This window comes from Microbispora sp. CA-102843 (genome assembly GCF_050936215.1).
In the GTDB taxonomy this organism is placed as follows: domain Bacteria; phylum Actinomycetota; class Actinomycetes; order Streptosporangiales; family Streptosporangiaceae; genus Microbispora.
This window is the reverse complement of record NZ_JBNJNF010000001.1, coordinates 2209332-2234045: the sequence shown is the minus strand read 5'-3', so window position 1 is coordinate 2234045 and position 24714 is coordinate 2209332. Positions and strand designations below refer to the sequence as shown.

The following is a 24714-nucleotide window of genomic DNA, read 5'->3' as shown; positions in this document are numbered from 1 at the left end:
CGGGGGTAGTGCGTTCGTGTACCGACCGCACTACCCCGCGGAGGCGATCATGCAGTACTCCCCGGCCGGAGGGCCGGCCAGTCCGGCGGCCGACAGACGGCTGCTGGTCAGCTATGACAACTACGTCGCGGCGCAGCGCGCCGTCGACACCCTGTCGGACGCCGGCTTCCCGGTGGAGAACACCGCGATCGTCGGCAGCGACCTGCGCCTGGAGGAGACCGTCACCGGGCGGCTCACCAACGGCAAGGCGGCGCTGACGGGCCTGATCAGCGGCGCGGTGTTCGGACTCATCGTCGGCCTGTTCCTCGGGCTGTTCACCTCGGCCACGACCTCGTTCTTCGGGCTGGTGCTGTGGTCGATCCTCTGGGGCGCCATCGCCGGCGCCGCCTTCGGCTTCACCAGCCACGCCTTCACCGGCGGGACGCGCGACTTCTCGTCCAGGAGCTCGATCGTCGCCGGGCGCTACGACGTGCTGGTGGCCTCCTCCATGCTCGACCAGGCCCAGGCGCTGCTGCAGGGCGGCGTGCAGCCGGCCGACACCGTCGTCGTCCAGCGTCCGCCGTCGGGCGGGCCCGTCACGACGTCACCGGTCACGGCGGGTGACACCGCTCCGCATGCCACCGGCTACCCGGTGACCGAGGACCGTGCGGATGGGGCCCATGCGGATGGGGCCCATGCCGAGGAGGCGCGCGACGACGACCGGGCGGGCCTGTCGAAGGGCCGCCGCCCGTAACCCTCGTCGTCACCCTCGGCATCCTCTGAAGTTCCGACGCCTTCCCCACCCCGCGTGGGGAAGGCGTCGTCGTGTCGGCCGTCCCCGGTAGAGTCGTCAGCCGGCCGGAACTTCCGGCACTCGAAGCGCTTGGGGCACACAGAGAACAGGAGGCCCACGTGGCACTGGAGAAGCCCGAAATCGATTTTCCCGAGGGCGCGCCGCCCGCGGACCTGGAGATCGTCGATCTCGTCGAGGGGGACGGGCCGGAGGCCAAGCCCGGGCAGAACGTGACCGTCCACTACGTCGGGGTGGCGTTCTCCACGGGTGAGGAGTTCGACGCCTCCTGGAACCGCGGCCAGCCGTTCCAGTTCCCGCTCGGCGGCGGCCGGGTCATCGCCGGCTGGGACCGCGGTGTGGCCGGCATGAAGGTCGGCGGACGGCGCCGCCTGACGATCCCCCCGCACCTCGGATACGGCAACCGCGGCGCGGGCGCCCGCATCAAGCCCGGTGAGACGCTCATCTTCGTCGTCGACCTGCTCGGCGTCGGCTGACCGGGACACCGGTGAGGCGACGGGCGGCGCTCCGGATTCAGGGGTAGGAGGGCCGGAGCCCATCGAGGATGATGGCCGCGTGGACGATGCCCTCCCGAACCGCCGCCTCATGGGCCCCCTCGATCGGGGCCCCTCCTACCACGGCCGCCCGCAGGACGGCCCCCTGCGAACGCCGGCTTCCGGGAGGCCGGCGTGACCGCGGGCGACGAGATGACCGGCGCCATACCGGCGGCGCGCGACGACGCCGACAGGGCGGCCCCCGGCGAGGACGTCCGGGCGGGCGCTCCGCTCACCGGGCCGCCCCGGGCCGTGGTCGCGATCGCCGCCGCCACCGTGGCCGTACTGCTCGCGGTGAGCCCGTGGTATGGGTACCACCGCGACGAGCTGTACTTCCGCATGCTGGGCGAGCGGCCGCGGCTCGGATACTTCGACACTCCGCCGATGACGCCGATGATCGCCCGGCTGTCCACGACGATCTTCGGGGACACGGTCGTCGCGCTGCGGATCGTCCCCGCTCTGTGCGCCGGGGCTCTGGTCGTGCTCGTCGCGCTGGCCGCCCGGGAGCTGGGTGGCGGCCGTACGGCCCAGATCCTCGCCGCGGCCGGGACGGCGACCTCCGTGCTGCCTCTCCTGGCCGGTCACGCCCTGCTGACCCTTACCCCCGACCTCGTGCTGTGGAGCGCGGTCACGCTGTGCCTGCTCCGGGTGCTGCTCAGGGGGAACGGGCGCTACTGGCTCTGGGTGGGAGCGCTGTGCGGGATCGCCGCGTACAACCGCGATCTGATCGTGGTGCTGCTGGCCGGCGTCGGCCTCGGCATCCTCGTCGCGGGTCCGCGCGAGGTGCTGCGGGACAGGCGGCTGTGGGCCGGCGCCCTCCTGGCCTTGGCGATCGCCTCACCCAACCTGCTCTACCAGGCAACGCACGACTGGCCGCAGTTCCAGATGGCCCAGGCGCTGAAGATCGACGAGGGTGCGGACAACCGCGCCGCCTTCGTCCCCCTTCAGCTCGTGCTGCTCGGGCCTGTGCAGGCGGTGGTGTGCGTGGCCGGCTGGCTGCGCCTGTGGCGGAACCGGCGGGTCCGCTCCCTTGCCATCGCCTACCCCGTGGCCTGCGCGCTGGTCCTGTATTCGGGGGGCCGCCCCGACTACACCGGCGCGTTCCTGCTCTACCTGTTCGCGGCCGGTTGCGTCACGGCGGCCGGGTGGCGGTGGCGGAGAGCGCTGGTCGCGGCGCTGGCGGTCAACGCCGTGGTGGCGGTGGTCATAGCGCTGCCGGTCGTCCCGGCGGCGTCGCTCGCGGGTACGCCCGTCGCCGCCGTCAACGAGGTGGCACGCGAGTCGGTGGGCATGCGCGACCTGGCGGCGCAGACGGCCCGGGTGGTGAACGGCCTGCCCGCCGGCGAGCGCGCCGGGGCGGTGCTGCTCGCGGGGAACTACGGCGAGGCCGGCGCGCTGCGTCGATGGGTGGGCGAGTTCGGGCTGCCCGCGGTGTTCAGCGGCCACAACGAGCTGTGGTGGTGGGGGCCGCCGCCGGAGGGGACGCGAGTGGTCGTCGCCGTCGGCTACCCGCCCGCCTATCTCGCCACCGCCTTCGCCCGCTGCGCCCCCGCGGGCAGGCTGAGCGGAATGCCGGGCGAGGAGCAGGGCGTGCCGATCACGGTCTGCCACGACCCCGTACGGCCCTGGCGGGAGCTGTGGCCGAGCATGCGCCACTACAGCTAACCCCCGGCCTGGGCAGCTGCCGCTGTGGTGAGGCAGGATTACGGTGTGTTGCTGATCGACCTTGCCAGGACGTCCGCGGCCGTCGCCGCGGACTCGGCGCGGCTCGCCAAGATCAGGCACCTCGCCGAGCTGCTCGGCAGGGTGGGACCGGACGAGGCCGAGATCGCCATCGCCTATCTGTCGGGTGAGCTGCCGCAGCGCCAGATCGGGGTGGGCTGGCGGAGCCTGTCCGACCTACCCGAGCCGCGCCAGATCGCCACTGCGACCCTGACGCAGGTCGACGCGCTGCTCGAACGCGTCAAGTCGCAGTCCGGCGCCGGTTCGCAGGCCGCGCGCCGTGAGCTGCTCGGCGAGCTGTTCGGCGCCCTCACCCGGCAGGAGCAGTCGTTCCTGCACCGGCTGCTGACGGGCGAGCTGCGCCAGGGGGCGCTCAACGGGGTGATGATCGAAGCGGTCGCCATGGCCGCGGACGTGCCCGCGGCCGAGGTGCGCCGGGCCCTGACCCTGCGCGGCTCGCTGCCCGCCGTAGGCGCGGCCGCGCTGCGCGGCGGCGTCGCGGAGCTGAAGGCGTTCCACCTGGAGGTCGGGCGGGCGGTGGCGCCGATGCTCGCGCAGAGCGCGCCCAGCGTGACCGCCGCACTGGAGAAGGCCGGCGCCCCTGCCGCGGTGGAGTGGAAGCTCGACGGCGTGCGGGTCCAGGCCCACCGGTCGGGCGACCGGGTCGCCGTCTTCACCCGCACGCTCGACGACATCACCGCACAGGTTCCCGAGCTGGTCGAGGCCGTGCTCGGCCTGCCCCAGACCGATCTCGTGCTCGACGGCGAGGTCATCGTGCTGCGCCCGGACGGCCGCCCCGAGCCGTTCCAGGTCACCTCGGGCCGGGTGGCCAGCAGGACCGACGTCGCGTCGCTGCGCGCGACCGTGCCGCTGACCGTCTTCTTCTTCGACGCCCTGCGCGTGGGCGACGCCGACCTGCTCGACCTGCCGGACGAGGAGCGGCACGCCGCGCTGGAGGCCGCGGTTCCGGCCGAGCTGATCACACCCCGGCTCGTCACGGCGGACGCCGAGGAGGCCGAGGCGTTCTTCGGCGACGCCGTACGGCGGGGCCACGAGGGCGTCGTGGTGAAGTCGCTGCGCACGCCCTACGCCGCGGGCCGGCGGGGGGCGGGCTGGATCAAGGTGAAGCCGCGGCACACGTTCGACCTGGTCGTGCTGGCCGCCGAGTGGGGCAGCGGACGGCGCCGGGGCTGGCTGTCCAACCTGCACCTCGGCGCCTACGACCCGGAGACCGGCGGCTTCGTGATGCTCGGCAAGACATTCAAGGGCCTCACCGACGAACTGCTGACCTGGCAGACCGAGCAGTTCCTGCGGCTGGCGGAGGGCCCGGCGGACGGCTACGTCGTCACGCTCAAGCCCGTGCTGGTCGTGGAGATCGCGTTCGACGGCGTGCAGCGGTCGAGCCGTTACCCCGGCGGCATGGCGCTGCGGTTCGCCCGCGTGCTGCGCTACCGGCCCGACAAGCGGCCCGAGGAGGCCGACACCGTGGCCGCGGTCCGCGCGCTCATGCCCTGACCGGGGTCACTTCACGAGTTACTTGATCAGGCGGATGGTCAGCGGGTAGCGGAACTCGGTGCCGGCGAGCGCCGACACCCCGCCGACAATGCACAGGACCAGCCCGACGACCCAGATGACCGGCAGCAGGACGACGCCGACGACGGTGAACGGCAGCAGCACGGTCGCCCCCAGCACGGTGAGGTGGAAGTTGAGCGACTCCACTGCGTGCCTCCTGATGTAGGGGGACGTCCGCCCCGCGGTCACCATCATCAGCAGCGGGCCGATGATGAACAACCCCAGCAGCGCGAACAGGTGCGAGGCCGCCGCCCCGACCCGGTCTGCCCCGTCCGGGACCGCGCCCCGATATGCGGCCCGATAGGAGGGCGGCCGGGGGACGTACGCCGGGCGGGTGCCGTACAAATCGTTCATGATGGGCACGAGATCGGCGTGCGTGCGCGCGGTCATCGCCAGGTGCAGCCGCTCGTCCATCTCGTGCTTGTCGAGCCTGCCCTCGGCGTAGGCCGCTTTGACGTGCTCGACCACCTGTTCGCGGTCCTGGTTGGTAACGCGCAACTGAGGATGTGGCATCGGGGCACGGCCCGGCCACGGTGGTGTCGCTGCCGCGGGCATCACAGCATCGCCTTCCGTCGATCGACTGCTCGGCTCTCTTCGAGTCTGCCTCCATCTTGTGCCGCCTACGCACCCGGCGGCATCAGGGACATCCCCGACATCGCCCCGAGACCGTCACCTTAACTCCATCGTGATCCACGGCGATGTATACAAGCACTATGAGATGGCGAGATCGCTACGGGCTCCGGCGGCGGCGGACCGCCCGCGTGGCCAAGTTCGACCGCGAGGCGACCGACGCCGACATCGAGGCCCTGATCGAGTTCGCCAAGACCCGGCGTGGAGTCGAGTTCTACGTCGAACCCGAGACCTTCGCGACCGACACCACCGCGGTGGCCGTGGCCCACGACGGGGAGTGGACCCGCCGCCGCGTCGGAGCTCCCGCGGTGATCGCCAAGGTCGCCAGGGATCTCGCCCTTCCGGTGTACGACGTGCAGCTCACCGGCTACCCCGCCCGGATGCGGGCCTACAACGAGCGCCGTCGTCAGGCTCAGGACGGCGACCCGGTCTGACGGCCGCCCGGGGCCGATACGGTAACCGGACCGGGCAGGTCCCGGGCCAGCAGTGCGCGCAGCGGCGCGAGCCAGATCGCCCGGGGAGGGCCCATCTCGTCGTCGAGTTCCTCCGGCGTCGGCATGCGGTCGCGGAGCATGGCGGGGGACATCATGTGCGCCAGGGCCTGCCGGAGGAGAAGCGCCATCGAATAGCCGGGGTCGGCGGCGAGCGCCCGCTCCAGCGCCATCCCCGCGAGCGCGCACTCCCCCCGGTGCCAGGCGGCGGCCGCCAGCAGTGAGGCCGCGGGCGCGACGTGGCCCGGCTCTAGCCGGCGGGTGAGGTCGCGCCACAGCGCGATGTGCGCGTCCCGGTCGTCGATCAACGCCCACGCCTCGTCCCGCACCCTGACCACGGCGAGGTCGAGCCCGAGCCGGGCGGCGCCCTCGTCGTCCAGCCGGCCTCCCGAGTCGTACAGGCCGATGGCCGTGCGCACTCGCGTCAGCCCCTCGGCCACGAACCGCGCGGCCAGTTCGTCCGCGACCGGTCCCCCGGGCTCGGGCATCGCCCGCAGATCGGCCAGGACGCGGAGAGTGACCTGCCGCATCGCCGCCCCACCGTATGGCTGGACCGAGCGCCGCAGGCTGCCCCGGTCGGGCAGGGCGACCAGCCCGTGCACCACAGCCTCGGCGGCGACGTGGCTGGCCTCGGTGTCGTACGGCGTGCCCTCAGGGGGACAGCAGGTCGCGCTGCCGCAGGAGTAGGACCAGTAGCGCCCGCCTTCGGCCCGGAGGCTCTCGGCCACCCGGATGCCCCCGGCGCGCAGCAGCCGGGTCACGGTGTCGACGGCGGGGGTCACCAGGGCGCCGGGGCCGTATCCGACGGCGAAGACGGCGGTCACCGACTCGCGGCGCAGCAGCGCGACCAGCCGGTCGAGGTCTGCGGAGGCGACCGGCAGGTCCCAGCGCGTCGTCAGCCGCACCTCCGGCCCGGCGACGGCGATCACGACGAGGCTGTCGGCGGGGCGGAATCCGACAAGGTAGGGCACGGCGGCGAGGAGGTCCGCCGGGGAGGAGAGCACGAGCTTCGGGATCGTCATGGCCGCAAGCCTCGCCGGACGGCCGCGTCCCCAAGACGGCCGAAGCGCGTTCTGGGGACAGCCGTCCTCCTGTGGACAACCGGAAAACCGTTGGCAGCGCGCAGGGCGCTCGGCCTACACTCGGCGCCATGTCTACGCCCCGGATCTCTTAGCTCGGACACCGCTTTCACGCCACCCGTGTGTCCTTGAGCTTCTCCGGAGCGTCAACAAATGATCACCCTTCGCGGTGTCGACGTGCGCGTCGGCGCCCTTCTCCTGCTGTCGGACGTCACCGCCCACGTCGCCCCCGGCGACCGCGTCGGCCTGGTCGGCCGCAACGGCGCGGGCAAGACCACCCTGCTGAAGACCCTGGCCGGCGAACTGCAGCCGGCCGCGGGCACCGTCACCCGGACCGGCCAGGTCGGCTATCTCCCGCAGGATCCCGCGGCGGCCGATCCGTCCCTCACCGTCGCCGGTCGCATCCTGTCGGCCCGCGGCCTCGACGAGGCCGAGCACGCGCTGCGCGCCGCCCAGGCGGCCATGGCCGACCCCGCCCAGCAGGAGCGGGCGATGCGGCGGTACGTCCGGGCCGAGGCGGAGTTCGAGGCCCGCGGCGGATACGCCGCGCAGGCCGAGGCCGCCCGCATCGCCGCCGGGCTCGGCCTGCCCGACCGGGTCATGGCCCAGCCGGTCGGCACCCTGTCCGGCGGGCAGCGCCGCCGCGTCGAACTCGCCCGCATCCTGTTCGGAGGGCAGGGCACGCTGCTGCTCGACGAGCCCACCAACCACCTGGACGCCGACTCGGTGGCCTGGCTCCGGTCGTTCCTCGCGAGCCGCACCGGCGGGCTGGTCCTGATCAGCCACGACACCTCGCTGCTGGACGAGACCGTGAACAGGATCTGGCACCTCGACGCCGGCCGGGCCGCGCTGGAGGTGCACAACACCGGCTGGCGCACCTATCTGGCCGACCGCGACGCCGCCGAGCGCGGGCGCGCCCGGCAGCGGGCGGTCGCGGAACGCAAGGCCGCCGCACTGCACGCCCAGGCCGACAGGATGCGCGCCGGCAAGGCGACGGCCGTACGGGCCAAGGAGATGGCGCGCCGGGCCGACCGCATGCTGGCCGCGGCGGAGCCGGTCCGTCGCACCGAGAAGGTCGCCCGCATCCGGCTGCCCGAGCCCGCTTCCTGCGGGCGCACCCCGCTCGGCGCGATCAGCCTGACCAAGGCATACGGCGACCTGCGGGTGCTCACCGGGGTGGACCTGGCCGTGGACCGGGGCAGCCGGCTCGTCGTGCTCGGTCTCAACGGCGCGGGCAAGACCACGCTGCTGAGGATCCTGGCCGGGCGGGAACGCCCCGACTCGGGTCGCGTGGTGCACGGCCCCGGTCTGCGGCTGGGCTATTTCGCGCAGGAGCACGACACGCTCGACCCGGCGCGCACCGTCGCCCAGAACCTCGCCGCCGCCGCGCCGCACCTGGGCGACGGCGAGGTGCGCCGGATCCTCGGCTCGTTCCTGTTCGGCGGCGACGACGCGAGCAAGCCCGCGGGCGTGCTGTCCGGCGGCGAGAAGACCCGTCTGGCGCTGGCCACCCTGGTCAGCTCGCAGGCCAACGTGCTGCTGCTCGACGAGCCCACCAACAACCTCGACCCGGCGTCACGGGATGAGGTGCTGGCGGCGGTCGCCTCCTACCAGGGCGCCGTCGTGATGGTCACCCACGACGAGAAGGCCGTGGAGGCCCTGCGTCCCGACCGGGTCCTGCTGCTGCCCGACGGGGTCGAGGACATGTGGAACTCCGGTTACGCCGGCCTCGTGTCCCTGGCCTGATGTCCCGGTGCGGCCACCGGCGCCAGCCGTATGCGGACGAGCATGGCGGCGCCGGCGACCGCGCCGGGCATCGCGACGACGCTGACGAGCGGCACCATGAACGCGAGGAAGAGCGGCACGCCGAACCCGAGCGAGACGGACATGTTCGACCGGAGCAGGGCGAAGCGCTCCTTGCGCCGCAGACCCCGGCGTTCCATCGCCAGAGCGGTCAGTTCGACCGTGAGGAAGAACCCGGAGACGAACGCCCCCACCACGGGCACCACGGTCTGCCCGACGACCGGCACGAAGCCGAGCACGAACAGCGGCACCGAGAACAGCAGGACCCACCAGAGCGTGACGAGGCTGTCGCGGATCGACCGGAACAGGGACGCCCACAAGGGCAGGTCACCGCCGCCGGGAAGCCCGCCGAGGTCCTCCTCGACCCGCTCCGACAGCTTCTCGTAGAACGGATCGCCGATCACGAGCGTGACGGCGGTGAAGGTCAGCACGGCGAGCGCGAGACCCGCCACGAAGATCATCACACCGACCAGCGTGCGGAACCCGTCGCGCCAGCCCCAGTCGTCCGCGAACGGCGTAGCCCAGGCCGCCACGCCGGTCGCGTGCGTGCCCAGCCAGACCAGCGCCAGGGCGTAGAGCACCAGGGCGATCAGGGCCGGGATCAGCCCGAACAGCCACCAGCGGGGATGCCGGGCGACCCACCCAAGACCCCGGAAGCAGAAACCGATTCCCTCGGCGAGACCGCCGACGCCGCGCCGTCCGGCGGGCCGCCCGATGCCACTCATGGCGGGCAGGCTAGCGCCACAAGGTCGTCACCGGCACGCCCAGATCGGCGAAAAGGCGGCGAAGCAGGGGAAGCGAGATGCCGAGCACGTTGCCGTGGTCGCCCTCGATGCCCTCCACGAACCAGCCGCCCAGGCCGTCGAGTGTGAACGCCCCCGCCACGCGCAGCGGCTCCCCGCTGGCGACGTACGACTCGATCTCCTCGTCCGACGGCGTGCCGAACCGCACCACGGTCGCCGCCACCTCCGACACCCTCCGGCCCCCGGCCACGTCGACCACGCAGTGCCCGGTCAGCAGCCGGCCGGTCCTGCCCCGCATCATGTGCCAGCGGCGCACCGCCGTCTCCGGCGTCCCCGGCTTGCCGTACGCGACGCCGTCGAGTTCGAGCACAGAGTCGCAGCCGATCACGATGCCGTCGCCGAGCGTCCGGGAGACGGCGTCCGCCTTGGCCACGGCCAGTTTCAGGCACAGCTCCCCGGGGGTGCCGGCCGTGATCGCGTCCTCGTCGACGCCGCTGACGATCACCTTGGGATCGAGCCCGGCCGCCCGCAGCACTCCGAGGCGGGCGGGCGAGGCGGAGGCGAGTATCAGATCCGTCACACAGAGCAGCCTAGTCGCTCCTACCATGTCTCGCGTTTACCGATCACAGACGGGGGACACCGGTGTCAAAACACACGGTCAAGGAACGCCTGAGCTACTGGTTCGACAACACCATGGCGAAGGGCACGACCGCTCTGATCGGCTGGCTGGCCCTGGTGTCCCTGGTCCTGATCGTGGCGGTGAGCGTCCTGACCATGTGGCTCGCCCCCGACGAGGCGCTCCGGCACGACGGCTGGCCCGGGGTGCTGTGGCTGTCGCTCATGCACGCGCTCAGTCCTGGCAAGATCTCCGGGGACGCCGGGACGGCGCCCTTCCTCGCGATCATGCTGGGCGCGTCCCTCGGCGGCATCTTCATCGTCAGCATCCTCGTGGGCGTCCTCGCGGCCGGGCTGCGCGGCAAGATCGAGGAGCTGCGCAAGGGCCGCTCGCGCGTCATCGAGAGCGGCCACACCGTCATCCTCGGCTGGTCCGAGCAGCTGTTCACGATCGTCGCCGAGCTGCTGAAGGCGAACGCCAGCCAGCGCGGCTCGGTCATCGCGATCCTGGCCGACAGGGACAAGCCCGCCATGGAGGACGCCGTCCGGGCCCGGGTCGGAGACACCGGCAGGACACGGCTGGTCTGCCGCACCGGCAGCCCCACACAACCGGCCGCCCTCGACCTGATGAGCCTGAACACGGCGCGCGCCATCGTCGTGCTGTCCCCCGAGCAGGACGACCCTGACGCGCAGGTCATCAAGACCCTGCTCGCGCTGGCCAAACGGGCCGGGGAACATCCTCCGGCGGTCGCCTCCATCGCCGCGTCGCGCAACATGGCGGCCGCCCGGCTGGCCGGCGGACCGAGGGTGCATCTGATCGACGGCGACGACATCGCCGCGCGGCTGATCGTGCAGTCGTCCCGGCAGTCCGGCATGTCCGTGGTCTGTATGGACCTGCTGAACTTCGACGGCTGTGAGATCTACCTGCGCCGCGAACCCTCCCTGACGGGCAGGTCGTACGGCGAGGCACTCGGCGCGTACGCGACCGCGTCCGTCCTCGGCCTGCGCACCTCCGGCGGCGTGGTGCTCAACCCACCACCGGACAGGGTCGTCGGCGCGTCCGACGAACTCGTCGTGCTCGCCCAGGACGACTCGCTGATCCGCCTGGCGAACGGCACCGTGCCCGTCGACGAACGGCGCATCGTCTCCGCGCGAGCCGAGGAGCCGGCCGTCGAGCGGACGCTGATGGTGGGGTGGAACGACCGGGCCGCACGGATCATCGGCCATCTCGACGGCTATGTCACCTCCGGATCCGTGCTCGACGTCGCCACCGACCACCCCGATGCCGGCACCGGGCTGACGGACCTGGCGAACCTGACGGTGAACATCAAGGAGTGCGACGGCACCGACAGGTACGCCCTGGAGTCCCTCGGCGTCGGCGTCTACCAGCACGTCATCGTGCTCTCCGACGACCGGTACGGCCCCCGTCAGGCCGACAGCCGGACGCTGATGACGCTGTTGCAGCTCCGCGACATGCAGGCGATCCTCGGCGAGAAGTACTCGATCGCAAGCGAGATGCACGACGAGAACAACCGCTCGCTCGCCGAGGTCACCGAGGCCGACGACATCGTGATCAGTGACACCGTCATCGGCCTGCTGCTCGCCCAGCTCGCCGAGAACCCGCACCTCGCCGAGGTCTTCGGGCAGCTGTTCGACTCCGCCGGCGCGGAGGCCTACCCGCGGCCGGTGGAGAACTACGTGACGACCGGCGTGCCCGTCGCCTTCCAGACGGTCGTGGAGTCGGCCCTGCGCCGGGGCGAGACCGCGATCGGATACCGCGTCGCGGCGAGGATCGGAGAGCCGCCCCAATACGGCGTCGTGCTCAACCCGGACCGGTCCCGGGCGATGACGTTCACGCTCGGTGACTCCGTGATCGTCCTCGCCGAGCACTGAGCCCGGCCGTCCGTACGGCTCACTCGCCGAGGCCGGCGCGGCGGGCGCGCACCACGGCCTGCGCCCGGTCGGCCACCTGGAGCTTGGCGAAGACGGACGTCAGGTGGTTCTTCACGGTCTTCTGGCTGAGGAACAGAGCGCGGGCGATCTCCGCGTTCGACCTGCCCGACGCGAGCAGGTCGAGGATCTCCCGCTCCCTGGCGGTCAGCTCGGGGAACGGCGTGACGTCAGGGCCCGACGCCAGGAACCTGCGGATGCGCCGGGCCACCGCGGGGCCGTACACCGCCTCGCCCCGGGCCACGGACCGCACGGCGGCGATGAAGTCCGCCCCGCCCGTCCCCTTGAGGACGTAGCCTCGCGCGCCCGCCCGCAGCGCGGCGAACACCGACGCGTCGTCCTCGCTCATCGTCAGCACGAGCACGCCCAGGTCGGGATCGCGGTCGATCAGGCGGCGGGTGGCCTCGATCCCCGAGGTCCCCGGCATCACCAGGTCCATGACGACCACGTCGGGCCGCAGCGACAGGGCGAGCGCGACGGCCTCCTCGCCGTCTCCCGCCTCTCCCACCACCTCGGCTCCGCCCACCTGCTCAAGCAGGGCCCGCAGCCCGTGCCGCAGCAGCGGGTGGTCGTCCACCAGCAACACGCGCACCGGCTCGGCGTGGGAGTCCATCACAGCGGCAGCACCGCCTCCACGGTCGTGCCCGCCCCGGAGGCGGACGTTCTGCGCAGCGCGCCGCCGAGTTCCGCGGCGCGCTCTGTCATGCTGCCCGATCCCACGCCCTCGACGAGCGGCTCGGGCAGTCCCCGGCCGTCGTCGCGGACGCGCAGGACCAGTCCGTCCGTCTCGATCCGGGCGAGGATCTCGATGGTCCGGGCCCCCGCGTGACGCAGGGCGTTCGCCAGCCCCTCCTGGGCGATGCGGTAGGCCGCCACCTCGACGGCGGCGGGCAACTCGGGCAGTGGCTCCGGCACCCGGACTGTGACGGCCGGGCCTCCCTCCGCCACCTCATCCGTGTCCAGGGCCAGGTCCTCCAGGGCCCCGGCCAGCCCGAGCTCGTCCAGCGCCGGCGGGCGCAGGTCGTGGACGATCCTCCGCACGTCGCCGACGAGGCCATGGACGAGCTGCCTGACCTCCGACAGCGACGACCGCGTGGCCGGCGACATGCCCGCGGCGGTGGCCTCTATCACGTCGAGTCGTACGCCGATGGCGGCCAGGCCGGGCCCGAGACCGTCGTGGAGGTCACGGCGGAGCCTGCGCCGTTCCTCCTCCCTGGCGATGACCAGCCGCTCCCGCGACGTCTGCACCTCCCCGGCGAGCCGCACGGCGGCGAGGGCGACCGCGAGCTGGCGGGCGAGGTCGTCGAGCACGGCCAGGTCGGCCGCCGACAGGGCCTCGCCCGGCGAACGGGGAGCCGCGCGCAGCTCCCCCTCCATGCGTCCGCCCACCACGAGCGGCAGCCGTACGCCGTCGCCGGGGACACCGCCCTCGGCGCAGACCGGGGTGCCGTCGGCGGCCAGCACGGCGACCGCGGGCAGTCGCAGCGTGTGCGCCACGGTCTCCGCCGCGCGGTCGAGCAGCCGCGTCGGGTCGGCCGACGACTCCAGGCGCTGGCCGAGCAGGGACAGCGCGGCGGCCGGGTCGCCCCGGTTGCCGAACAGCAGACGGCCGACGGCCCGCTGCGCGGCGTCGCGTACGGGAGCGAACGCCACCGCGACGACCGCGGTGGCGGCGAGCGGCTCGAGCACTCCGTTCCCGGTCCGCAGGAGCGTGCCGATCGTGGCCACGGTGACCAGGTAGGCCCCCAGCAGCACGACCGTGACCAGCGCGTACACGACGGTGCGCCGGATCAGCACCTCGATCTCGAACAACCGGTAGCGGAAGATCGAGACCGCCGTGGCCGCCGGGAACAGCGGCAGTGCCGCCGCCTGCAGCCACACGCCCACGGGCGGATCGGGCGGCAGCAGGTTGTCGGCGACGACCGAGAGCCCCACCGCGACGACGGCCGCGAACACCGGCAGGAGGCGGCGCCTGTTGTCCGAGCGCGTGACCCGGATGGCCAGCGCCGTGGTCCCCGACAGGGCCAGCCCGGTCACCACCACGCCGAAGGCGACCTCCGCGACGGGATGCGTGGGGACGAACCCGAAGGAGCTGGGCACCTCGTGTCCCCAGACCCAGACGCGGTCGCGGAGCATGAGCATGACCTGGAGCACCGCCATCCCGGCGACGGCCACGACCAGGACCGGCCGCCAGCGCGGCGACGGCAGCCGTCCGTCGGGCAGCAGCAGGGGCAGCAGCAGAAGCGGCCCGAAGCCGGTGAAGAACACCCAGTTCGTCACCCACGCGGCGAACAGGGCGCCGGGCAGCCCGTGCGACTGGGCGTACGCGGCGTATCCCCCGGACAGCGCCTGGAGGGCCAGCCCGGCGCCGCTCAGGCAGAACAGCAGGCCGATGGGGTGCCGCGGCCACCGCGACAGGATCAGCGCGCCGACCGCCGGGCAGGTCAGGCCGACGACCGCGTCGAGCACCAGATAGGTGGTGTCGGGCGCGGGCGCGGCGGCGGTCAGCGCGACGCCGGCGACGACGGCCGCCCCACACAGGACGGGGATCGCCCAGAGCCATCGGGCCCACGCACCGCTTCGCATCAGGACATGATTGGACATTCCTCCCGTCGAAGGGAATGGGACCCGGGTCCCGTCCCACCCGGGACCCCCTCGGGCCCGGACGACGGGACGGGAACGGGACCCCGCCCTCAGGCGGACGGGACCGCCGGGGCGCTGGAATCGGCCCATGCGAACGAACACGTCAACCGCCATCCCCATCGAGGCCAACGCTCCCGCCGCCCGCGAGCCGCGGCTCGCCGTGTACGGCGTCACCCTGGCCGCCCTCGTGCTGCCCGTCGTGGCCCTCGCCGTCTCACAGGGCGCCGACCTCGACCGGATCGGCGACGCCCCGATCGGCACCCAGATCGCCGTCTACAGCCAGGCGTTCATGCCCGCGCTCGCCGCGCTCGTCGCGTGCCTGGCCGGTGGCGGTGTGCGCGCCGTGGACTGGGGTTTCCACCGGGTGCCCTGGCGCACGCTCGCCGCCGCGTGGGCCGTGCCCGTCCTCGGCACCGGCCTCGCGTACGGCACGGCCTGGCTGACCGGCGCCGCCCGCTTCGACCCGGGCAACCTCACCGCGTCCACCGGGCTGCATCCGGCGCTCGGCGTGGTGCTCGGCCTCGTTCCCGGCGTGGCGCCGTTCGTCGTCCTGGCGCTCGGCGAGCAGCTCGGCTGGAGCTCCCTGCTCGTCACGAGGCTCGCCGCGCGCAGGGGCCCCGCCGCGACGGCGGTGATCCTCGGCCTGGCCTGGGCCTCGTTCCACTACCCCCTGATGCTGTTCGTGCCGGGGGCGGTGGAGGAGGGCGTGCCGGTGCCGTACGCGCTGCTGATGTTCACGCTCCAGACGGTCACGCTGGCCTTCCCGCTCGTGTGGCTGCGCCTGCGCACGCGGAGCATCTGGCCGGTCCTGGTGTTCCACGCCACGATGAACGCGTCGCTGTACTTCGTGGCCGAGGCGATGACGTCGACACACGACAGGTCGGCCTGGATGGTCGGCGAGGGCGGCGCCCTCACCACGGCGGGGCTGGCGGTGGCCGTGCTCCTGACCAACCGCCTGTGGCGGCGCCCGCGCTCCTGCTAGAGCGCCTTGACGGAGGACATCACCTTGTTGATGTCGTGCCAGCGCTTCTTCTGGCTGTCGGGGATCGTGACGAACACGACGGCGGGCTTCATCTCCGGCACGTCCACGAGGGCCAGCGCCGCCGCGGAGACCCGCTTCTTGCCCTTGAGCGTGTAGTGCACGGTGTAGCCGAGCAGCCAGCCCTGCCGCTCGCCCGCCTTGATGGGCTGGGAGGCGGTCCAGGTGATCGTCGCGCCCGAGGGGTGGTGGTTCAGCGTCCACCGGGCGGCCAGGAAGGCGGTGTCGCGCAGCGTCTTCTGCTCGGGGATCGGCACCGGACAGGAGACCAGCATCCCGCGGTACGACGCGCCCTTGGCCTTGGGCAGCAGCTGGCGGGAGGCGAACGGCGCGGGCTTGGCCAGCGCCCATGTCTTGGTGAAGCGGGGCAGGGCGACGCCGGAGCGCCGGTCCTTGATCAGACCGTGGGCGGCGGCCGCCCGGCCGGGCAGCCTGCGGAGCCGGCGGCCGTCCTTCGGCAGCGCGGGCAGACGGGGGTCCTTGAGGGCCGCCGCCAGCGCGGGATCGACCGCGTCCGCACTGGCCACAGGGCTCGCGAGGGCGCTCACGGCCGCGCTGGGGGTCGCGCTCGCCCCGGTGCTGGACAGCGGGCTGAGACCGGGCGTGGCCACCGCGCCCGCGACCGGTGCGGCGGCGCCCGGCGCGGACGAGGCCGGTGCGGACGAGGCCGGTGCGGCCGCGGAGTGACGCGGCGCGGCGGTCGTGGTGGCGGGGGCGCCCCGGTTCAGCAGCACGACGGTCGCGCCCGCCCCCAGGACGACGACGACTCCCGCGGCGACCGCGATCACCCGGTACACCACCCGCATCGGCAGGTCCCCGAGGCCCTTGGACGAGCTCGCCGGTGGCGCCGCCACAGGGACCGTGATCTTCGGTAGCGGAGTGGTCTCGGCCTCGGCCGCTAGATAAGAGGGGACGGCCTTCGTCCCATGATCCCCAGGTGACACGATCGGGAGCGTACGGCATATCCCGCCATTTCGGGTGCCTTCCCCATCACACTTCGGGAACGCCCACCCGCAGCCATGGCGCGTCGGCCACGACCGTCGCGGAGCCCGGTGCGATCTCGGTGAACCCGGCGTCCCTGACCACCGGCAGCCCGCTCGCGGCCAGCGCGTCCCACCGGGCGAGGCCGGCCGTCCTGACGCGTACGGCGAAGCCGCGCTCGCGCCAGGCCGCCCTGTCCGCCTCGCCCGCGCCCCACCACGCGAACTGAGCGCCGTGGCCCGCCTGGGCCATCGCCTTGCCCGCCGTCATATCCAGGCGGGGGTTGATCCAGAGCACCGCGTCGTCGGGACCGGTCTCCGGCGGGGCGTCGTCGTCGAAGAGCTCCGTGCCCGACACCTGGAGCCGGGCGAGGTCGCGCGGCCAGTCGTCGAGCGGCACGGGAGGATGCACCCGCACCTCGGCCGTGCGCACGGTGACGGTGATGCCGGGCAGGGCGAGCGCCCGCCGCCACTCGGCGCCGCGTGCCCGCCTGACCACCTTCCTGATCCGGCCGTCCTGCCACTCGGCGACCTCGTCGGGCCACTCTCCGCCGTCCTGGGCACGGTCGAGCAGGCGTACCACGGCCGTCGCCGCGGCCTCCAGCGCGTCGGTGCGTTGCGGCGGCGCGGCCCGCTCGATGCGTACGACCAGGGGAAGAACGCGTTCGGTCACCCGACAAGGATCGCAGCTTCGCGGCGATCCCGGACACGCGTGACGATACGGGACGACATGAGCGCGGCGAGCAGGCACAGCACGCCCGCGCCATACCACGCCAGGTCGTAGTTCCCCAGGTGGTCGCGGGTGACCCCGGCCACGGTGGCGACGACGGCCGCGCCGACCTGGTGGGAGGCGAAGACCCAGCCGAACACCACGGCGCCGTCCGTGCCGAAGATCCTGCGGCACAGCGCGACGGTCGGCGGCACGGTGGCCACCCAGTCGAGACCGTAGAAGACGATGAAGACCAGCATGCTCGGCTGGGCCGTGGCGGCGAACAACTGCGGCAGGACCAGCAGCGACAGCCCGCGCAGCCCGTAGTAGACGACGAGCAGGAGCCGCGGGTCCACCCGGTCGCTCAGCCAGCCCGAGAAGACGGTGCCGGCGATGTCGAAGACCCCGATGACCGCGAGCAGCGAGGCGGCGGTGGTCTCCGCCATGCCGTGGTCGTGGGCGGCCGGGATGAAGTGGGTGCCGACCAGGCCGTTCGTGCTCGCGCCGCAGATGGCGAAGCCGACGGCGAGATACCAGAAGTGCCGGGTGCGGGCGGCGTCCCGCAGCACGCGGACGGCCCGCGCGGCGGCACCCTTGGCCGGCGTGCGCACGACCGGCTCGGCCGCGCCCAGCGCGGTCAGGCCGATCTCCTCGGGGGTGTCCCTGAGCAGGAACCACACGAGGGGTACGACGGCGAGCGCGGCTGCCGCCACCGTGACCGAGGCCCACCGCCAGCCCTGCATCTCGGCCAGGTGCGCGAGCACCGGCAGGAAGATCAGCTGCCCGGTCGCGCCGCCGGCCGTCAGCACGCCGGTGACCAGGCCGCGGTGCCGTACGAACCAGCGGTCGGTCAGCGTGGCGGCGAAGACGAGCGCCATCGAACCGGTGCCGAGCCCGACCATGACGCCCCAGAGCGCGACGAGCTGCCAGCTCGCGGTCATGAACACGGTCAGGCCGCTGCCGATCGCCACCAGCAGCAGGGCGCAGGAGACGATGCGGCGCATGCCGAAGCGGTCCATGAGCGCCGCCGCGAACGGCGCGCAGAGCCCGTAGAGCATGAGGTTGACCGAGACCGCGAGCGAGATCGTGCCCCTCGTCCAGCCGAACTCGTCCTCCAACGGCGTGATCATCACGCCCGGCGTGGCGCGGAACCCGGCCGCCCCGATGATCGCGACGAAGGCGACGGCGGCGACGATCCACGCACGATGCAGCGACTTCATGGCGAGCATCCTCCCGTTGTGTCCGCCTTCGAGACAGTGGCCGGGAGGTCAACATGTGAAAGAATCGGGCCATGCACCGCGTCGCCGTACTGGCCATGGACGACTTCGCCACACTCGATCTGGGCGTCCCCGGGCAGGTGTTCTGGGCCGCCCGCGACCCCGGCCCGCTGTACGAGATCGTCACCTGCACCCCCGGAGGCCGCCCGGTGCGCAGCCCGGCGGGTTACAGCGTCGTCCCCGACCACGACCTGAGCGTGCTCGCGACGGCGGACACGGTGGTGGTGCCGGGCATCCACAGCGGCCGGCCGCTGGAGCAGGGCACGCTCGACGAGGAGGTGCGCGCGGCGCTGTGGAGCGTCGCGGGGCGAGCCCGGCTCATCTCGATCTGCACCGGGGCCTTCGTGCTGGCCGCCGCGGGCCTGCTGGACGGGCGTCCGGCGACGACCCACTGGCGCAACGCCGCGGACTTCCGTGCGCTGTTCCCCCGCGTACGGCTCGATCCCGACGTGCTGTTCATCGACGACGGCGACGTGCTGACCTCGGCCGGCGTGGCGGCGGGCATCGACCTGTGCCTGCACGTCATCCGGCGCGACCACGGCAGCGAGGTGGCCAACCGCACCGCCCGCCGGTGCGTCACCCCGCCGTTCCGGGAAGGCGGGCAGGCCCAGTACATCGAACGGCCGCTGCCCGATCCCGCCGGGACCACCACCGCACCCACCCGGGCGTGGATGCTCGAACACCTGGAGGAGCCGGTCAACCTGGCCGCCCTGGCCGTGCACGCCCGCATGAGCGTGCGGACGTTCACCCGCAGGTTCCGGGAGGAGACCGGCCTCAGCCCGGCCAGATGGCTCGCCGGGCAGCGGATCGCGCACGCCCGGCACCTGCTGGAGACCACGGACCTGCCGGTCGACGCGATCGCCAGGAAGGCCGGATTCGGCAGCGCGGTCTCGCTCCGCCAGCACCTCCACGCCGCCGTGGGGGTGTCCCCCCTGGTCTACCGGCAGACGTTCCGCACTCCCGCCGTCCTCGGCTGATCGGTGTCAACGGCTGGCCGGCGTCAGCGGCGGTTGCCCGCGGCGGGACCGCGCCAGGCGTACGGGTTGTCCCGGCGTCCGGGCTCGCGGAGCGCCGGGGTGCCCTCGGGCTGCTGCCTGCGGGCCCGCCGCTTGCGCATGAACAGCCAGGCGAGGCCGAGCACGACCAGCCCGAGCGGCGTACGCGCCAGCCAGCGGGTGACGACGAGCTGCAGGATCCTCTTCATGACACCCGCCCCTACCCGGCACGAGGGTGAACACGCCACAAAAGCAAGAGCCGCCCTCCAGATGGAGGGCGGCTGTGGTGGAGCTATGGGGATTCGAACCCCAGACCCCTTCCATGCCATGGAAGTGCGCTACCAGCTGCGCTATAGCCCCTTGCCCACGCCGCGTCGGCGGCGCTTCGCCAGTGTATAGGACTTCCGTGGCGTGGGTGTAACCGAGAAGACGTCAGCAGGCGCAGGCGGCCCCCGCGGGGGCGGTGAGCGGATCGGCCGGCCGGGTGCGCACCCCGGAGGGCTCCACGACCGGGAAGCCCTCACGCACCCAGTATTCGAACCCGCCGATCATCTCCTTGACCCGGTAGCCCAGCCGGGCGAACTCCAGCGCCGCGCGGGTCGCGCCGTTGCAGCCCGGCCCCCAGCAGTACGTGACCACCGTCACGTCACGGGGAATCAGCGCGGGCGCCCGGGCGGCGATCTCCGCCGTGGGCAGATGGACGGCCCCCTCGACGTGGCCCTGCCGCCAGCTCTCCGCGCTCCGCGAGTCGACCACGACGATCCCCGGCTCCCCGGAGAGCAGATCGGTGCGTACGTCGGACACGTCGGTCTCGAAGGCCAGGCGGGCGGCGAAGTGGGCGACGGCGGCGGCCGGATCGGCGGCCGGGGTGTGCGTTACGGCGGACATGCCGACCAGGGTGCCCGGCCGACCTGCCATGCCAGAAGAGGCATGAACGCCCGATATCGCTAATATCCCGCCATGCTCCCGCTCCCCGATCGGAGCCGCACCGTGTCGGTGCTGGCCTTCGACGGCATGAGCCCCTTCGAACTGGGCTGCGTCGTCGAGGTCTTCGGGCTGCCCCGCCCGGAGCTGGACGTCCCGTGGTACGAGCTGGCCGTGTGCGCCGAGAGGCCCGGCCCGCTGCGGGCGGTCGGCGGGTTCACGATCGAGGCGGCGCACGGGCTGGACGCCTTCGCCGGCGCGCGGACCGTGATCGTGCCCGGAGTCCCCGACGTGAAAGCGGAGATCTCCCCCGCCCTCACGGCCGCCCTGCGCCGGGCGCACGACGGCGGGGCCCGAGTGGTGTCCATCTGCTCGGGCGCCTTCGCCCTCGCCGCCGCCGGGCTGCTCGACGGGCGGGCCGCGACGACCCACTGGAGGTACGCCGCGCTGCTCCAGCGGAGCTTTCCCGAGGTCAGGGTGGATCCCGGGGTGTTGTACGTGGACGAGGGCGACGTGCTGACCAGCGCGGGCAGCGCGGCGGGCCTCGACCTGCTCGTGCACCTGGTGCGGCGCGACCACGGGCCGAGCGTGGCCAACGCGGTGGCCCGCAGGCTGGTGGTGCCGCCGCACCGCGAGGGCGGGCAGGCGCAGTTCGTCGAGGCGCCGGTCGCATCGGTGGAGGACGACGACCCGGTGGGCAGGGCGATGGACTGGGTGCTGGCCGATCTCACCCGGCCGGTCACGGTGGCCGCGCTGGCCCGGGTCGCGGGGATGTCGGAACGCGGCTTCATCCGGCACTTCGGCCGCCGCGCCGGGACGAGCCCGCTGCGGTGGGTGATCGCGCAGCGGATCGCGGCCAGCCTGTCCCTCCTGGAGACGACGGCGGCTCCGATCGAGGAGATCGCAGCCGCCGTCGGCTTCGAGAGCCCGGTGACGTTCCGCCACCACTTCGGCCGTTCGATGCGCACGTCGCCGTCGGCCTACCGGAAGGCGTTCCGGGGTTAGGGGATCGCCAGCGAGAACCAGACGGTCTTGCCTCCCGCGACCCGGCTGGTCCCCCAGTGATCGGCGAGCTGGCTGACCAGGTAGAGCCCCCTGCCGTCCTCGTCGAGCGGGCCGGGCTCGCGTACCACCGGCAGCCGGTGGTCGTCGTCGCTCACCTCGCACAGCAGGTGGTCGGTGCGCAGCAGTCTGATGGTGATGGGCCGCGAGGTGTGCCGTACGGCGTTGGTGACGAGCTCCCCGGCGAGCAGCTCGGCCACCGGGATCATGGACGTGAGACCCCACGAGCCGAGCGTCCGGCGGACCAGGCCGCGTACGCGCCACGGCGCCGTCGGCTGGGGCTCCAGCAGCCACTGGGCGACGTGCTCACTGGGGATGCCGCGGAACCGGATGGCCAGCACGGTGACGTCGTCGGTCCTCGCGGCGGACAGCACGTCGTCGCTCAGCGCCTCGATCGAGGTGCCGTTCGCGAGCTTGCGGCGCAGCGACTCCACGCTCAGCCCGATGTCCTGCCCGCGCTCCTCCACGAGCCCGTCGGTGTAGAGGACGAGCATGCTGCCGTCCTCCGCCGCGATCTCCATCGTCTCGAACGGCGTGCGGCCCAGCCCGATCGGCGGGCACCTGGGCGGCGACAGCACCTCCGCCTTGCCGTCCGGCCCCAGCAGGATCGGCGGCAGGTGCCCGGCGCTCGCGATCGTGCACCTGCGCAGCACCGGGTCGTACACGCAGTAGACGCAGGTGGTGAGCGTCTGCGCGGCCAGCCGCTGGGCCATCTCGTCGAGCGAGTGGAGCACCTGCTCGGCCGGCAGGTCGAGCGAGGCCAGGGTCTGCACGGCCGTGCGGAGCTGGCCCATCACGGCCGCGGCGGCCAGCCCGTGTCCCATCACGTCGCCGACGACCAGCGCCACCCTGCTGCCCGGCAGCGGGATGACGTCGTACCAGTCGCCGCCCACCCGCTCGGCGGCGGGCTTGTAGCGGTAGGCGATCTCCAGCCCGGGCAGGTCGGGCGGGTCGCCCGGCCGCATCCCGCGCTGGAGGGTCTCCAGGGTCTCGTCCTGCTGGCGGTCCCGCCGCCCGTGGAAGATCGTGAGCGCGGTGGGCACGGCGAACTGGCCCGCGGCGAGCACGTGGGCCTCCCCGAAGGGCGCCCGCCGGGCGTCGCGCGCCAGCAGCGCGCAGCCGACGGGCTTGCCGTACGCCCGGAGGGGCACGGCGAGCAGGTGCCCGTCGAGCAGGGCCGCCTCACCGATCCCGTCGCCGGCCCAGCGCGGCGGCAGCCGTCCGTCGGGATCGACCCGGTGCCAGACGGCGCCGTCCACGTAGACCGCGGCGGCGTCGGCCAGCCTCGGCACCACCGCCTCGCAGAGAGCCCTCGTCGCCTCCTCCGGGCCCCGGCTCTCGCCGATGGCCCGGACGACCTCGCTGACGTGACTCAGCACAGAGGACGGTTCCCCGTCTCCTGACACGGGTGTGGCCGCTCAGAATTGGTCACGCCGGCAGTTGACGAAGAGCTGGATTTCCGGCGGCGCCTGAGTGGTCGCCGGAGCGTACGAAAGGTGGTTCTCCGACAGCACGCTGAACCCGGCGGCCTCGATCACCTCGCGCAACTCGTCGCGCAGATATCCGGTCACCCGCACCGGAGCGCCGAGAAACTGGAAAGGAACGTCGTCGAGGTCGATTTCCACCATGCTCAGCGAGAACAGGCCGCCGGGGGCGAGCACGGCGTGGATCTTGCCGAGCGCCTGCCCGATCTCGGCGCGCGGCAGCATGAGCAGGCTGAAGAAGGCGGTCACGGCGTCGAACACGCCGAGCGATTCGTCGAGGTCGAGCACGTCGCGTTCGAGGAACGTCCCGACCGGCACGTTCTTCCTCGCCAGGTCCAGCATGACCGGGGAGATGTCGATGCCGACCACCTCGCAGCCCGCCTCGGCGAACTGCTGGGCCGTGGGCGAGCCGGTGCCGCAGCCGACGTCGAGGACCCGCGCCCCCGGCTGGAGTTGCTTGATCATCCACTCTCCGGCGGCCACCTGGCCTTCCTTGTGCGGGAACGCCTCGTCGTACCGGCCGCCGATGCGGTTGAACGCCTCAGCCTGGATGGCGCGGTACTCCTGACGCGGATTGTCCGGTCCTGATTCGATTGTCATGGTCGCCGCCGTTGATGATCAGCCGTCTTTTGCCTTCTTCTAGATAGGGGACTACACCCGAACAAGTCAAGACATTGCGCGGCCAAATAGGCATTTCGGCCATCATTTGAGTCAAAGATCGTTGTCAATTCAACCCGTTTCGGCATACTGATATACCAGATATCAGCCCCGGGAGGTTCACATGATCGACGATGTCCGCGAGGCGCTGCGCGGCGTGGTCGCCGTCACGGTCACTCCGTTCGACGACGGCGACCGGCTCGACGAGCCGGCGCTCGCGGCCGTCGTCGAACGGCTGACGAGGGGAGACGGAGTACGCGCGCTCACCCCCAACGGCAACACCGGGGAGTTCTACTCACTGAGCGACGACGAGCTGTCCCGGGTCGTCGCCGTCACCCGGAGGGCCGCGCCGGACGCCGTCGTGATCGCGGGCGTGGGCCACGAGGTGCGCCGGGCCGTACGGCTGGCCAGGGACGCCGCCCGCCAGGGCTGCCAGGCCGTCATGGTCCATCAGCCGGTGCACCCCTACCAGTCGGAGGCCGGCTGGACGGCCTACCACCGGGAGATCGCCCAGGCAGTGCCCGGCCTCGGAGTGGTCTGCTACGTGCGCTCCCCCGCCGTGACCGCGCGCGCCCTGCGCGACCTGCTGCGCGAATGCCCCAACGTCGTGGGAGTCAAGTACGCGGTGCCCGACCCGGTGACCATGGCCGTCCTCGCCGCCGCGGTCGAAGGGCCGGTCTGGCTGTGCGGGCTCGCCGAGACCTGGGCGCCGTTCTTCTGGCCGGGCGGCGCGGAGGGCTTCACCTCCGGCCTCGCGGTCATCGCCCCCGAGATGTCGCTCGAGCTGCACGCCCTGCTCCGGGCGGGCGATCGGGCAGGCGCCGCGAAGGTGTGGCGGCTGCTCAAGCCCATCGAGGATCTGCGCGCCAGGAACGGCGGCGAGCACAACGTCTCGGTGGTCAAGGAGGCGCTCGCGCAACTCGGCGTGTGCGGCAGGGCCGTACGCCCGCCGATGACCGAACTGACCGGCCCCGACCGGCAGAGGGTTTCGGACATCCTGCGCACGCTCACCTGAA

General features: G+C 72.8%; 24 protein-coding genes and 1 tRNA gene. 11 read left to right on the top strand and 14 right to left on the bottom strand.

Features of this window, described 5'->3' with window-relative positions; all coding sequences use genetic code 11:
• Positions 1-49 precede the first annotated feature (49 nt).
• The 4 genes from ACQEVJ_RS10435 (at position 50) to ACQEVJ_RS10420 (ending at position 4560) form a co-directional block, all read left to right on the top strand.
• On the top strand, positions 50-733 hold the full coding sequence (locus tag ACQEVJ_RS10435; protein ID WP_433099596.1) for a general stress protein: 684 nt from the start codon (positions 50-52) through the stop codon (positions 731-733).
• Positions 734-891: 158 nt separating this feature from the next.
• Positions 892-1266, top strand: a complete 375-nt coding sequence (locus ACQEVJ_RS10430) for an FKBP-type peptidyl-prolyl cis-trans isomerase (protein WP_433099594.1) — start codon at positions 892-894, stop codon at positions 1264-1266.
• 192 nt (positions 1267-1458) lie between these two features.
• Positions 1459-2988, top strand: a complete 1530-nt coding sequence (locus ACQEVJ_RS10425; protein WP_433099592.1) for a glycosyltransferase family 39 protein — start codon at positions 1459-1461, stop codon at positions 2986-2988.
• Between the two features lie 45 nt (positions 2989-3033).
• Positions 3034-4560 (top strand): ATP-dependent DNA ligase, encoded by a 1527-nt coding sequence (locus ACQEVJ_RS10420; protein WP_433099590.1) that lies wholly within the window; start codon positions 3034-3036, stop codon positions 4558-4560.
• Between the two features lie 18 nt (positions 4561-4578).
• Here ACQEVJ_RS10420 and ACQEVJ_RS10415 read toward each other — a convergent pair whose 3' ends face one another.
• Positions 4579-5115 carry a DUF1707 and DUF4870 domain-containing protein gene (locus ACQEVJ_RS10415; RefSeq protein WP_433099588.1) on the bottom strand — a complete coding sequence of 179 codons (537 nt, stop codon included), beginning with the start codon at positions 5113-5115 and terminating at the stop codon, positions 4579-4581.
• A gap of 215 nt (positions 5116-5330) precedes the next feature.
• On the opposite strand from ACQEVJ_RS10415, the gene ACQEVJ_RS10410 reads away from it, so the two are divergent.
• Positions 5331-5681: a hypothetical protein gene (locus ACQEVJ_RS10410; RefSeq protein ID WP_433099586.1), complete on the top strand. Its 351-nt coding sequence runs from the start codon at positions 5331-5333 to the stop codon at positions 5679-5681.
• Here ACQEVJ_RS10410 and ACQEVJ_RS10405 read toward each other — a convergent pair.
• Complete coding sequence (locus ACQEVJ_RS10405; RefSeq protein WP_433099584.1) at positions 5660-6760, bottom strand: DUF4192 domain-containing protein; 1101 nt, start codon at positions 6758-6760, stop codon at positions 5660-5662. The genes ACQEVJ_RS10410 and ACQEVJ_RS10405 overlap by 22 nt on opposite strands.
• A 210-nt stretch (positions 6761-6970) precedes the next feature.
• Between ACQEVJ_RS10405 and ACQEVJ_RS10400 the strand changes: the two genes are divergently transcribed.
• On the top strand, positions 6971-8563 hold the full coding sequence (locus ACQEVJ_RS10400; RefSeq protein WP_433099582.1) for an ABC-F family ATP-binding cassette domain-containing protein: 1593 nt from the start codon (positions 6971-6973) through the stop codon (positions 8561-8563).
• Here ACQEVJ_RS10400 and ACQEVJ_RS10395 read toward each other — a convergent pair.
• Both ACQEVJ_RS10395 and ACQEVJ_RS10390 read right to left on the bottom strand, forming a co-directional pair.
• The gene (locus ACQEVJ_RS10395) at positions 8536-9345 is read right to left on the bottom strand and encodes an EI24 domain-containing protein (RefSeq protein ID WP_433099580.1); all 810 of its coding nucleotides are present in this window, start codon (positions 9343-9345) and stop codon (positions 8536-8538) included. The genes ACQEVJ_RS10400 and ACQEVJ_RS10395 overlap by 28 nt on opposite strands.
• Before the next feature lie 10 nt (positions 9346-9355).
• A complete protein-coding gene (locus ACQEVJ_RS10390; protein ID WP_433099578.1) occupies positions 9356-9943 on the bottom strand; it encodes a Maf family protein in 588 nt (195 codons plus the stop codon).
• 113 nt (positions 9944-10056) lie between these two features.
• On the opposite strand from ACQEVJ_RS10390, the gene ACQEVJ_RS10385 reads away from it, so the two are divergent.
• Complete coding sequence (locus tag ACQEVJ_RS10385; RefSeq protein ID WP_433112644.1) at positions 10057-11871, top strand: CASTOR/POLLUX-related putative ion channel; 1815 nt, start codon at positions 10057-10059, stop codon at positions 11869-11871.
• Between the two features lie 19 nt (positions 11872-11890).
• Here the strand turns inward: ACQEVJ_RS10385 and ACQEVJ_RS10380 are convergent, their stop codons facing one another.
• Positions 11891-12541, bottom strand: coding sequence for a response regulator (locus ACQEVJ_RS10380; RefSeq protein ID WP_433112642.1), 651 nt, complete (start codon positions 12539-12541; stop codon positions 11891-11893).
• Positions 12541-14514 carry a sensor histidine kinase gene (locus ACQEVJ_RS10375; RefSeq protein WP_433099576.1) on the bottom strand — a complete coding sequence of 658 codons (1974 nt, stop codon included), beginning with the start codon at positions 14512-14514 and terminating at the stop codon, positions 12541-12543. Before ACQEVJ_RS10375 ends, ACQEVJ_RS10380 begins: the two co-directional genes overlap by 1 nt.
• Before the next feature lie 145 nt (positions 14515-14659).
• On the opposite strand from ACQEVJ_RS10375, the gene ACQEVJ_RS10370 reads away from it, so the two are divergent.
• Positions 14660-15553 (top strand): CPBP family intramembrane glutamic endopeptidase, encoded by an 894-nt coding sequence (locus ACQEVJ_RS10370; RefSeq protein ID WP_433099574.1) that lies wholly within the window; start codon positions 14660-14662, stop codon positions 15551-15553.
• Here the strand turns inward: ACQEVJ_RS10370 and ACQEVJ_RS10365 are convergent.
• Genes ACQEVJ_RS10365 through ACQEVJ_RS10355 form a run of 3 tightly spaced genes read right to left on the bottom strand, consistent with a single transcriptional unit; the run spans position 15550 to position 18519 of the window.
• On the bottom strand, positions 15550-16554 hold the full coding sequence (locus tag ACQEVJ_RS10365) for a hypothetical protein (RefSeq protein WP_433099572.1): 1005 nt from the start codon (positions 16552-16554) through the stop codon (positions 15550-15552). The genes ACQEVJ_RS10370 and ACQEVJ_RS10365 overlap by 4 nt on opposite strands.
• 46 nt (positions 16555-16600) lie before the next feature.
• Positions 16601-17263, bottom strand: coding sequence for a peptidyl-tRNA hydrolase (locus ACQEVJ_RS10360; protein WP_433099570.1), 663 nt, complete (start codon positions 17261-17263; stop codon positions 16601-16603).
• The gene (locus tag ACQEVJ_RS10355) at positions 17260-18519 is read right to left on the bottom strand and encodes an MFS transporter (RefSeq protein WP_433099568.1); all 1260 of its coding nucleotides are present in this window, start codon (positions 18517-18519) and stop codon (positions 17260-17262) included. The genes ACQEVJ_RS10360 and ACQEVJ_RS10355 overlap by 4 nt, the downstream gene beginning before the upstream one ends.
• A 71-nt stretch (positions 18520-18590) precedes the next feature.
• Between ACQEVJ_RS10355 and ACQEVJ_RS10350 the strand changes: the two genes are divergently transcribed.
• On the top strand, positions 18591-19553 hold the full coding sequence (locus ACQEVJ_RS10350; RefSeq protein ID WP_433099566.1) for a GlxA family transcriptional regulator: 963 nt from the start codon (positions 18591-18593) through the stop codon (positions 19551-19553).
• A 23-nt stretch (positions 19554-19576) separates the two neighbouring features.
• Here ACQEVJ_RS10350 and ACQEVJ_RS10345 read toward each other — a convergent pair whose 3' ends face one another.
• The 3 genes from ACQEVJ_RS10345 to ACQEVJ_RS10335 all read right to left on the bottom strand — a co-directional run bounded on the left by ACQEVJ_RS10345 (position 19577) and on the right by ACQEVJ_RS10335 (position 20459).
• Positions 19577-19780, bottom strand: coding sequence for a DUF6203 family protein (locus ACQEVJ_RS10345; protein WP_433099564.1), 204 nt, complete (start codon positions 19778-19780; stop codon positions 19577-19579).
• A 75-nt stretch (positions 19781-19855) separates the two neighbouring features.
• Positions 19856-19931, bottom strand: a tRNA-Ala gene (locus tag ACQEVJ_RS10340).
• Positions 19932-20003: 72 nt separating this feature from the next.
• On the bottom strand, positions 20004-20459 hold the full coding sequence (locus ACQEVJ_RS10335) for a rhodanese-like domain-containing protein (RefSeq protein ID WP_433099562.1): 456 nt from the start codon (positions 20457-20459) through the stop codon (positions 20004-20006).
• Between the two features lie 72 nt (positions 20460-20531).
• On the opposite strand from ACQEVJ_RS10335, the gene ftrA reads away from it, so the two are divergent.
• The gene (ftrA, locus tag ACQEVJ_RS10330) at positions 20532-21500 is read left to right on the top strand and encodes a transcriptional regulator FtrA (RefSeq protein WP_433099560.1); all 969 of its coding nucleotides are present in this window, start codon (positions 20532-20534) and stop codon (positions 21498-21500) included.
• Here the strand turns inward: ftrA and ACQEVJ_RS10325 are convergent.
• On the bottom strand, positions 21497-22936 hold the full coding sequence (locus tag ACQEVJ_RS10325) for a SpoIIE family protein phosphatase (protein WP_433099558.1): 1440 nt from the start codon (positions 22934-22936) through the stop codon (positions 21497-21499). The two genes, ftrA and ACQEVJ_RS10325, sit on opposite strands and share 4 nt — an antisense overlap.
• A gap of 39 nt (positions 22937-22975) precedes the next feature.
• Positions 22976-23641, bottom strand: a complete 666-nt coding sequence (locus ACQEVJ_RS10320) for a class I SAM-dependent DNA methyltransferase (RefSeq protein WP_433099556.1) — start codon at positions 23639-23641, stop codon at positions 22976-22978.
• Between the two features lie 181 nt (positions 23642-23822).
• Here ACQEVJ_RS10320 and ACQEVJ_RS10315 point away from each other — a divergent pair, with 181 nt between their 5' ends.
• Positions 23823-24713, top strand: coding sequence for a dihydrodipicolinate synthase family protein (locus ACQEVJ_RS10315; RefSeq protein WP_433099554.1), 891 nt, complete (start codon positions 23823-23825; stop codon positions 24711-24713).
• The last annotated feature ends 1 nt before the right edge of the window (position 24714 follow it).

Bases quoted from the DNA above. Each gene is read 5' to 3' on its own strand.
- ACQEVJ_RS10380 (WP_433112642.1), bottom strand. From the start codon at position 12,541: ATGGACTCCCACGCCGAGCCGGTGCGCGTGTTGCTGGTGGACGACCAC.
- ACQEVJ_RS10335 (WP_433099562.1), bottom strand. From the start codon at position 20,459: ATGTCCGCCGTAACGCACACCCCGGCCGCCGATCCGGCCGCCGCCGTC.
- ACQEVJ_RS10400 (WP_433099582.1), top strand. From the start codon at position 6,971: ATGATCACCCTTCGCGGTGTCGACGTGCGCGTCGGCGCCCTTCTCCTG.
- ACQEVJ_RS10375 (WP_433099576.1), bottom strand. From the start codon at position 14,514: ATGCGAAGCGGTGCGTGGGCCCGATGGCTCTGGGCGATCCCCGTCCTG.
- ACQEVJ_RS10320 (WP_433099556.1), bottom strand. From the start codon at position 23,641: ATGACAATCGAATCAGGACCGGACAATCCGCGTCAGGAGTACCGCGCC.
- ACQEVJ_RS10395 (WP_433099580.1), bottom strand. From the start codon at position 9,345: ATGAGTGGCATCGGGCGGCCCGCCGGACGGCGCGGCGTCGGCGGTCTC.
- ACQEVJ_RS10315 (WP_433099554.1), top strand. From the start codon at position 23,823: ATGATCGACGATGTCCGCGAGGCGCTGCGCGGCGTGGTCGCCGTCACG.
- ftrA (WP_433099560.1), top strand. From the start codon at position 20,532: ATGCTCCCGCTCCCCGATCGGAGCCGCACCGTGTCGGTGCTGGCCTTC.
- ACQEVJ_RS10410 (WP_433099586.1), top strand. From the start codon at position 5,331: ATGAGATGGCGAGATCGCTACGGGCTCCGGCGGCGGCGGACCGCCCGC.
- ACQEVJ_RS10405 (WP_433099584.1), bottom strand. From the start codon at position 6,760: ATGACGATCCCGAAGCTCGTGCTCTCCTCCCCGGCGGACCTCCTCGCC.
- ACQEVJ_RS10350 (WP_433099566.1), top strand. From the start codon at position 18,591: ATGCACCGCGTCGCCGTACTGGCCATGGACGACTTCGCCACACTCGAT.
- ACQEVJ_RS10435 (WP_433099596.1), top strand. From the start codon at position 50: ATGCAGTACTCCCCGGCCGGAGGGCCGGCCAGTCCGGCGGCCGACAGA.
- ACQEVJ_RS10345 (WP_433099564.1), bottom strand. From the start codon at position 19,780: ATGAAGAGGATCCTGCAGCTCGTCGTCACCCGCTGGCTGGCGCGTACG.
- ACQEVJ_RS10370 (WP_433099574.1), top strand. From the start codon at position 14,660: ATGCGAACGAACACGTCAACCGCCATCCCCATCGAGGCCAACGCTCCC.
- ACQEVJ_RS10385 (WP_433112644.1), top strand. From the start codon at position 10,057: ATGGCGAAGGGCACGACCGCTCTGATCGGCTGGCTGGCCCTGGTGTCC.
- ACQEVJ_RS10355 (WP_433099568.1), bottom strand. From the start codon at position 18,519: ATGAAGTCGCTGCATCGTGCGTGGATCGTCGCCGCCGTCGCCTTCGTC.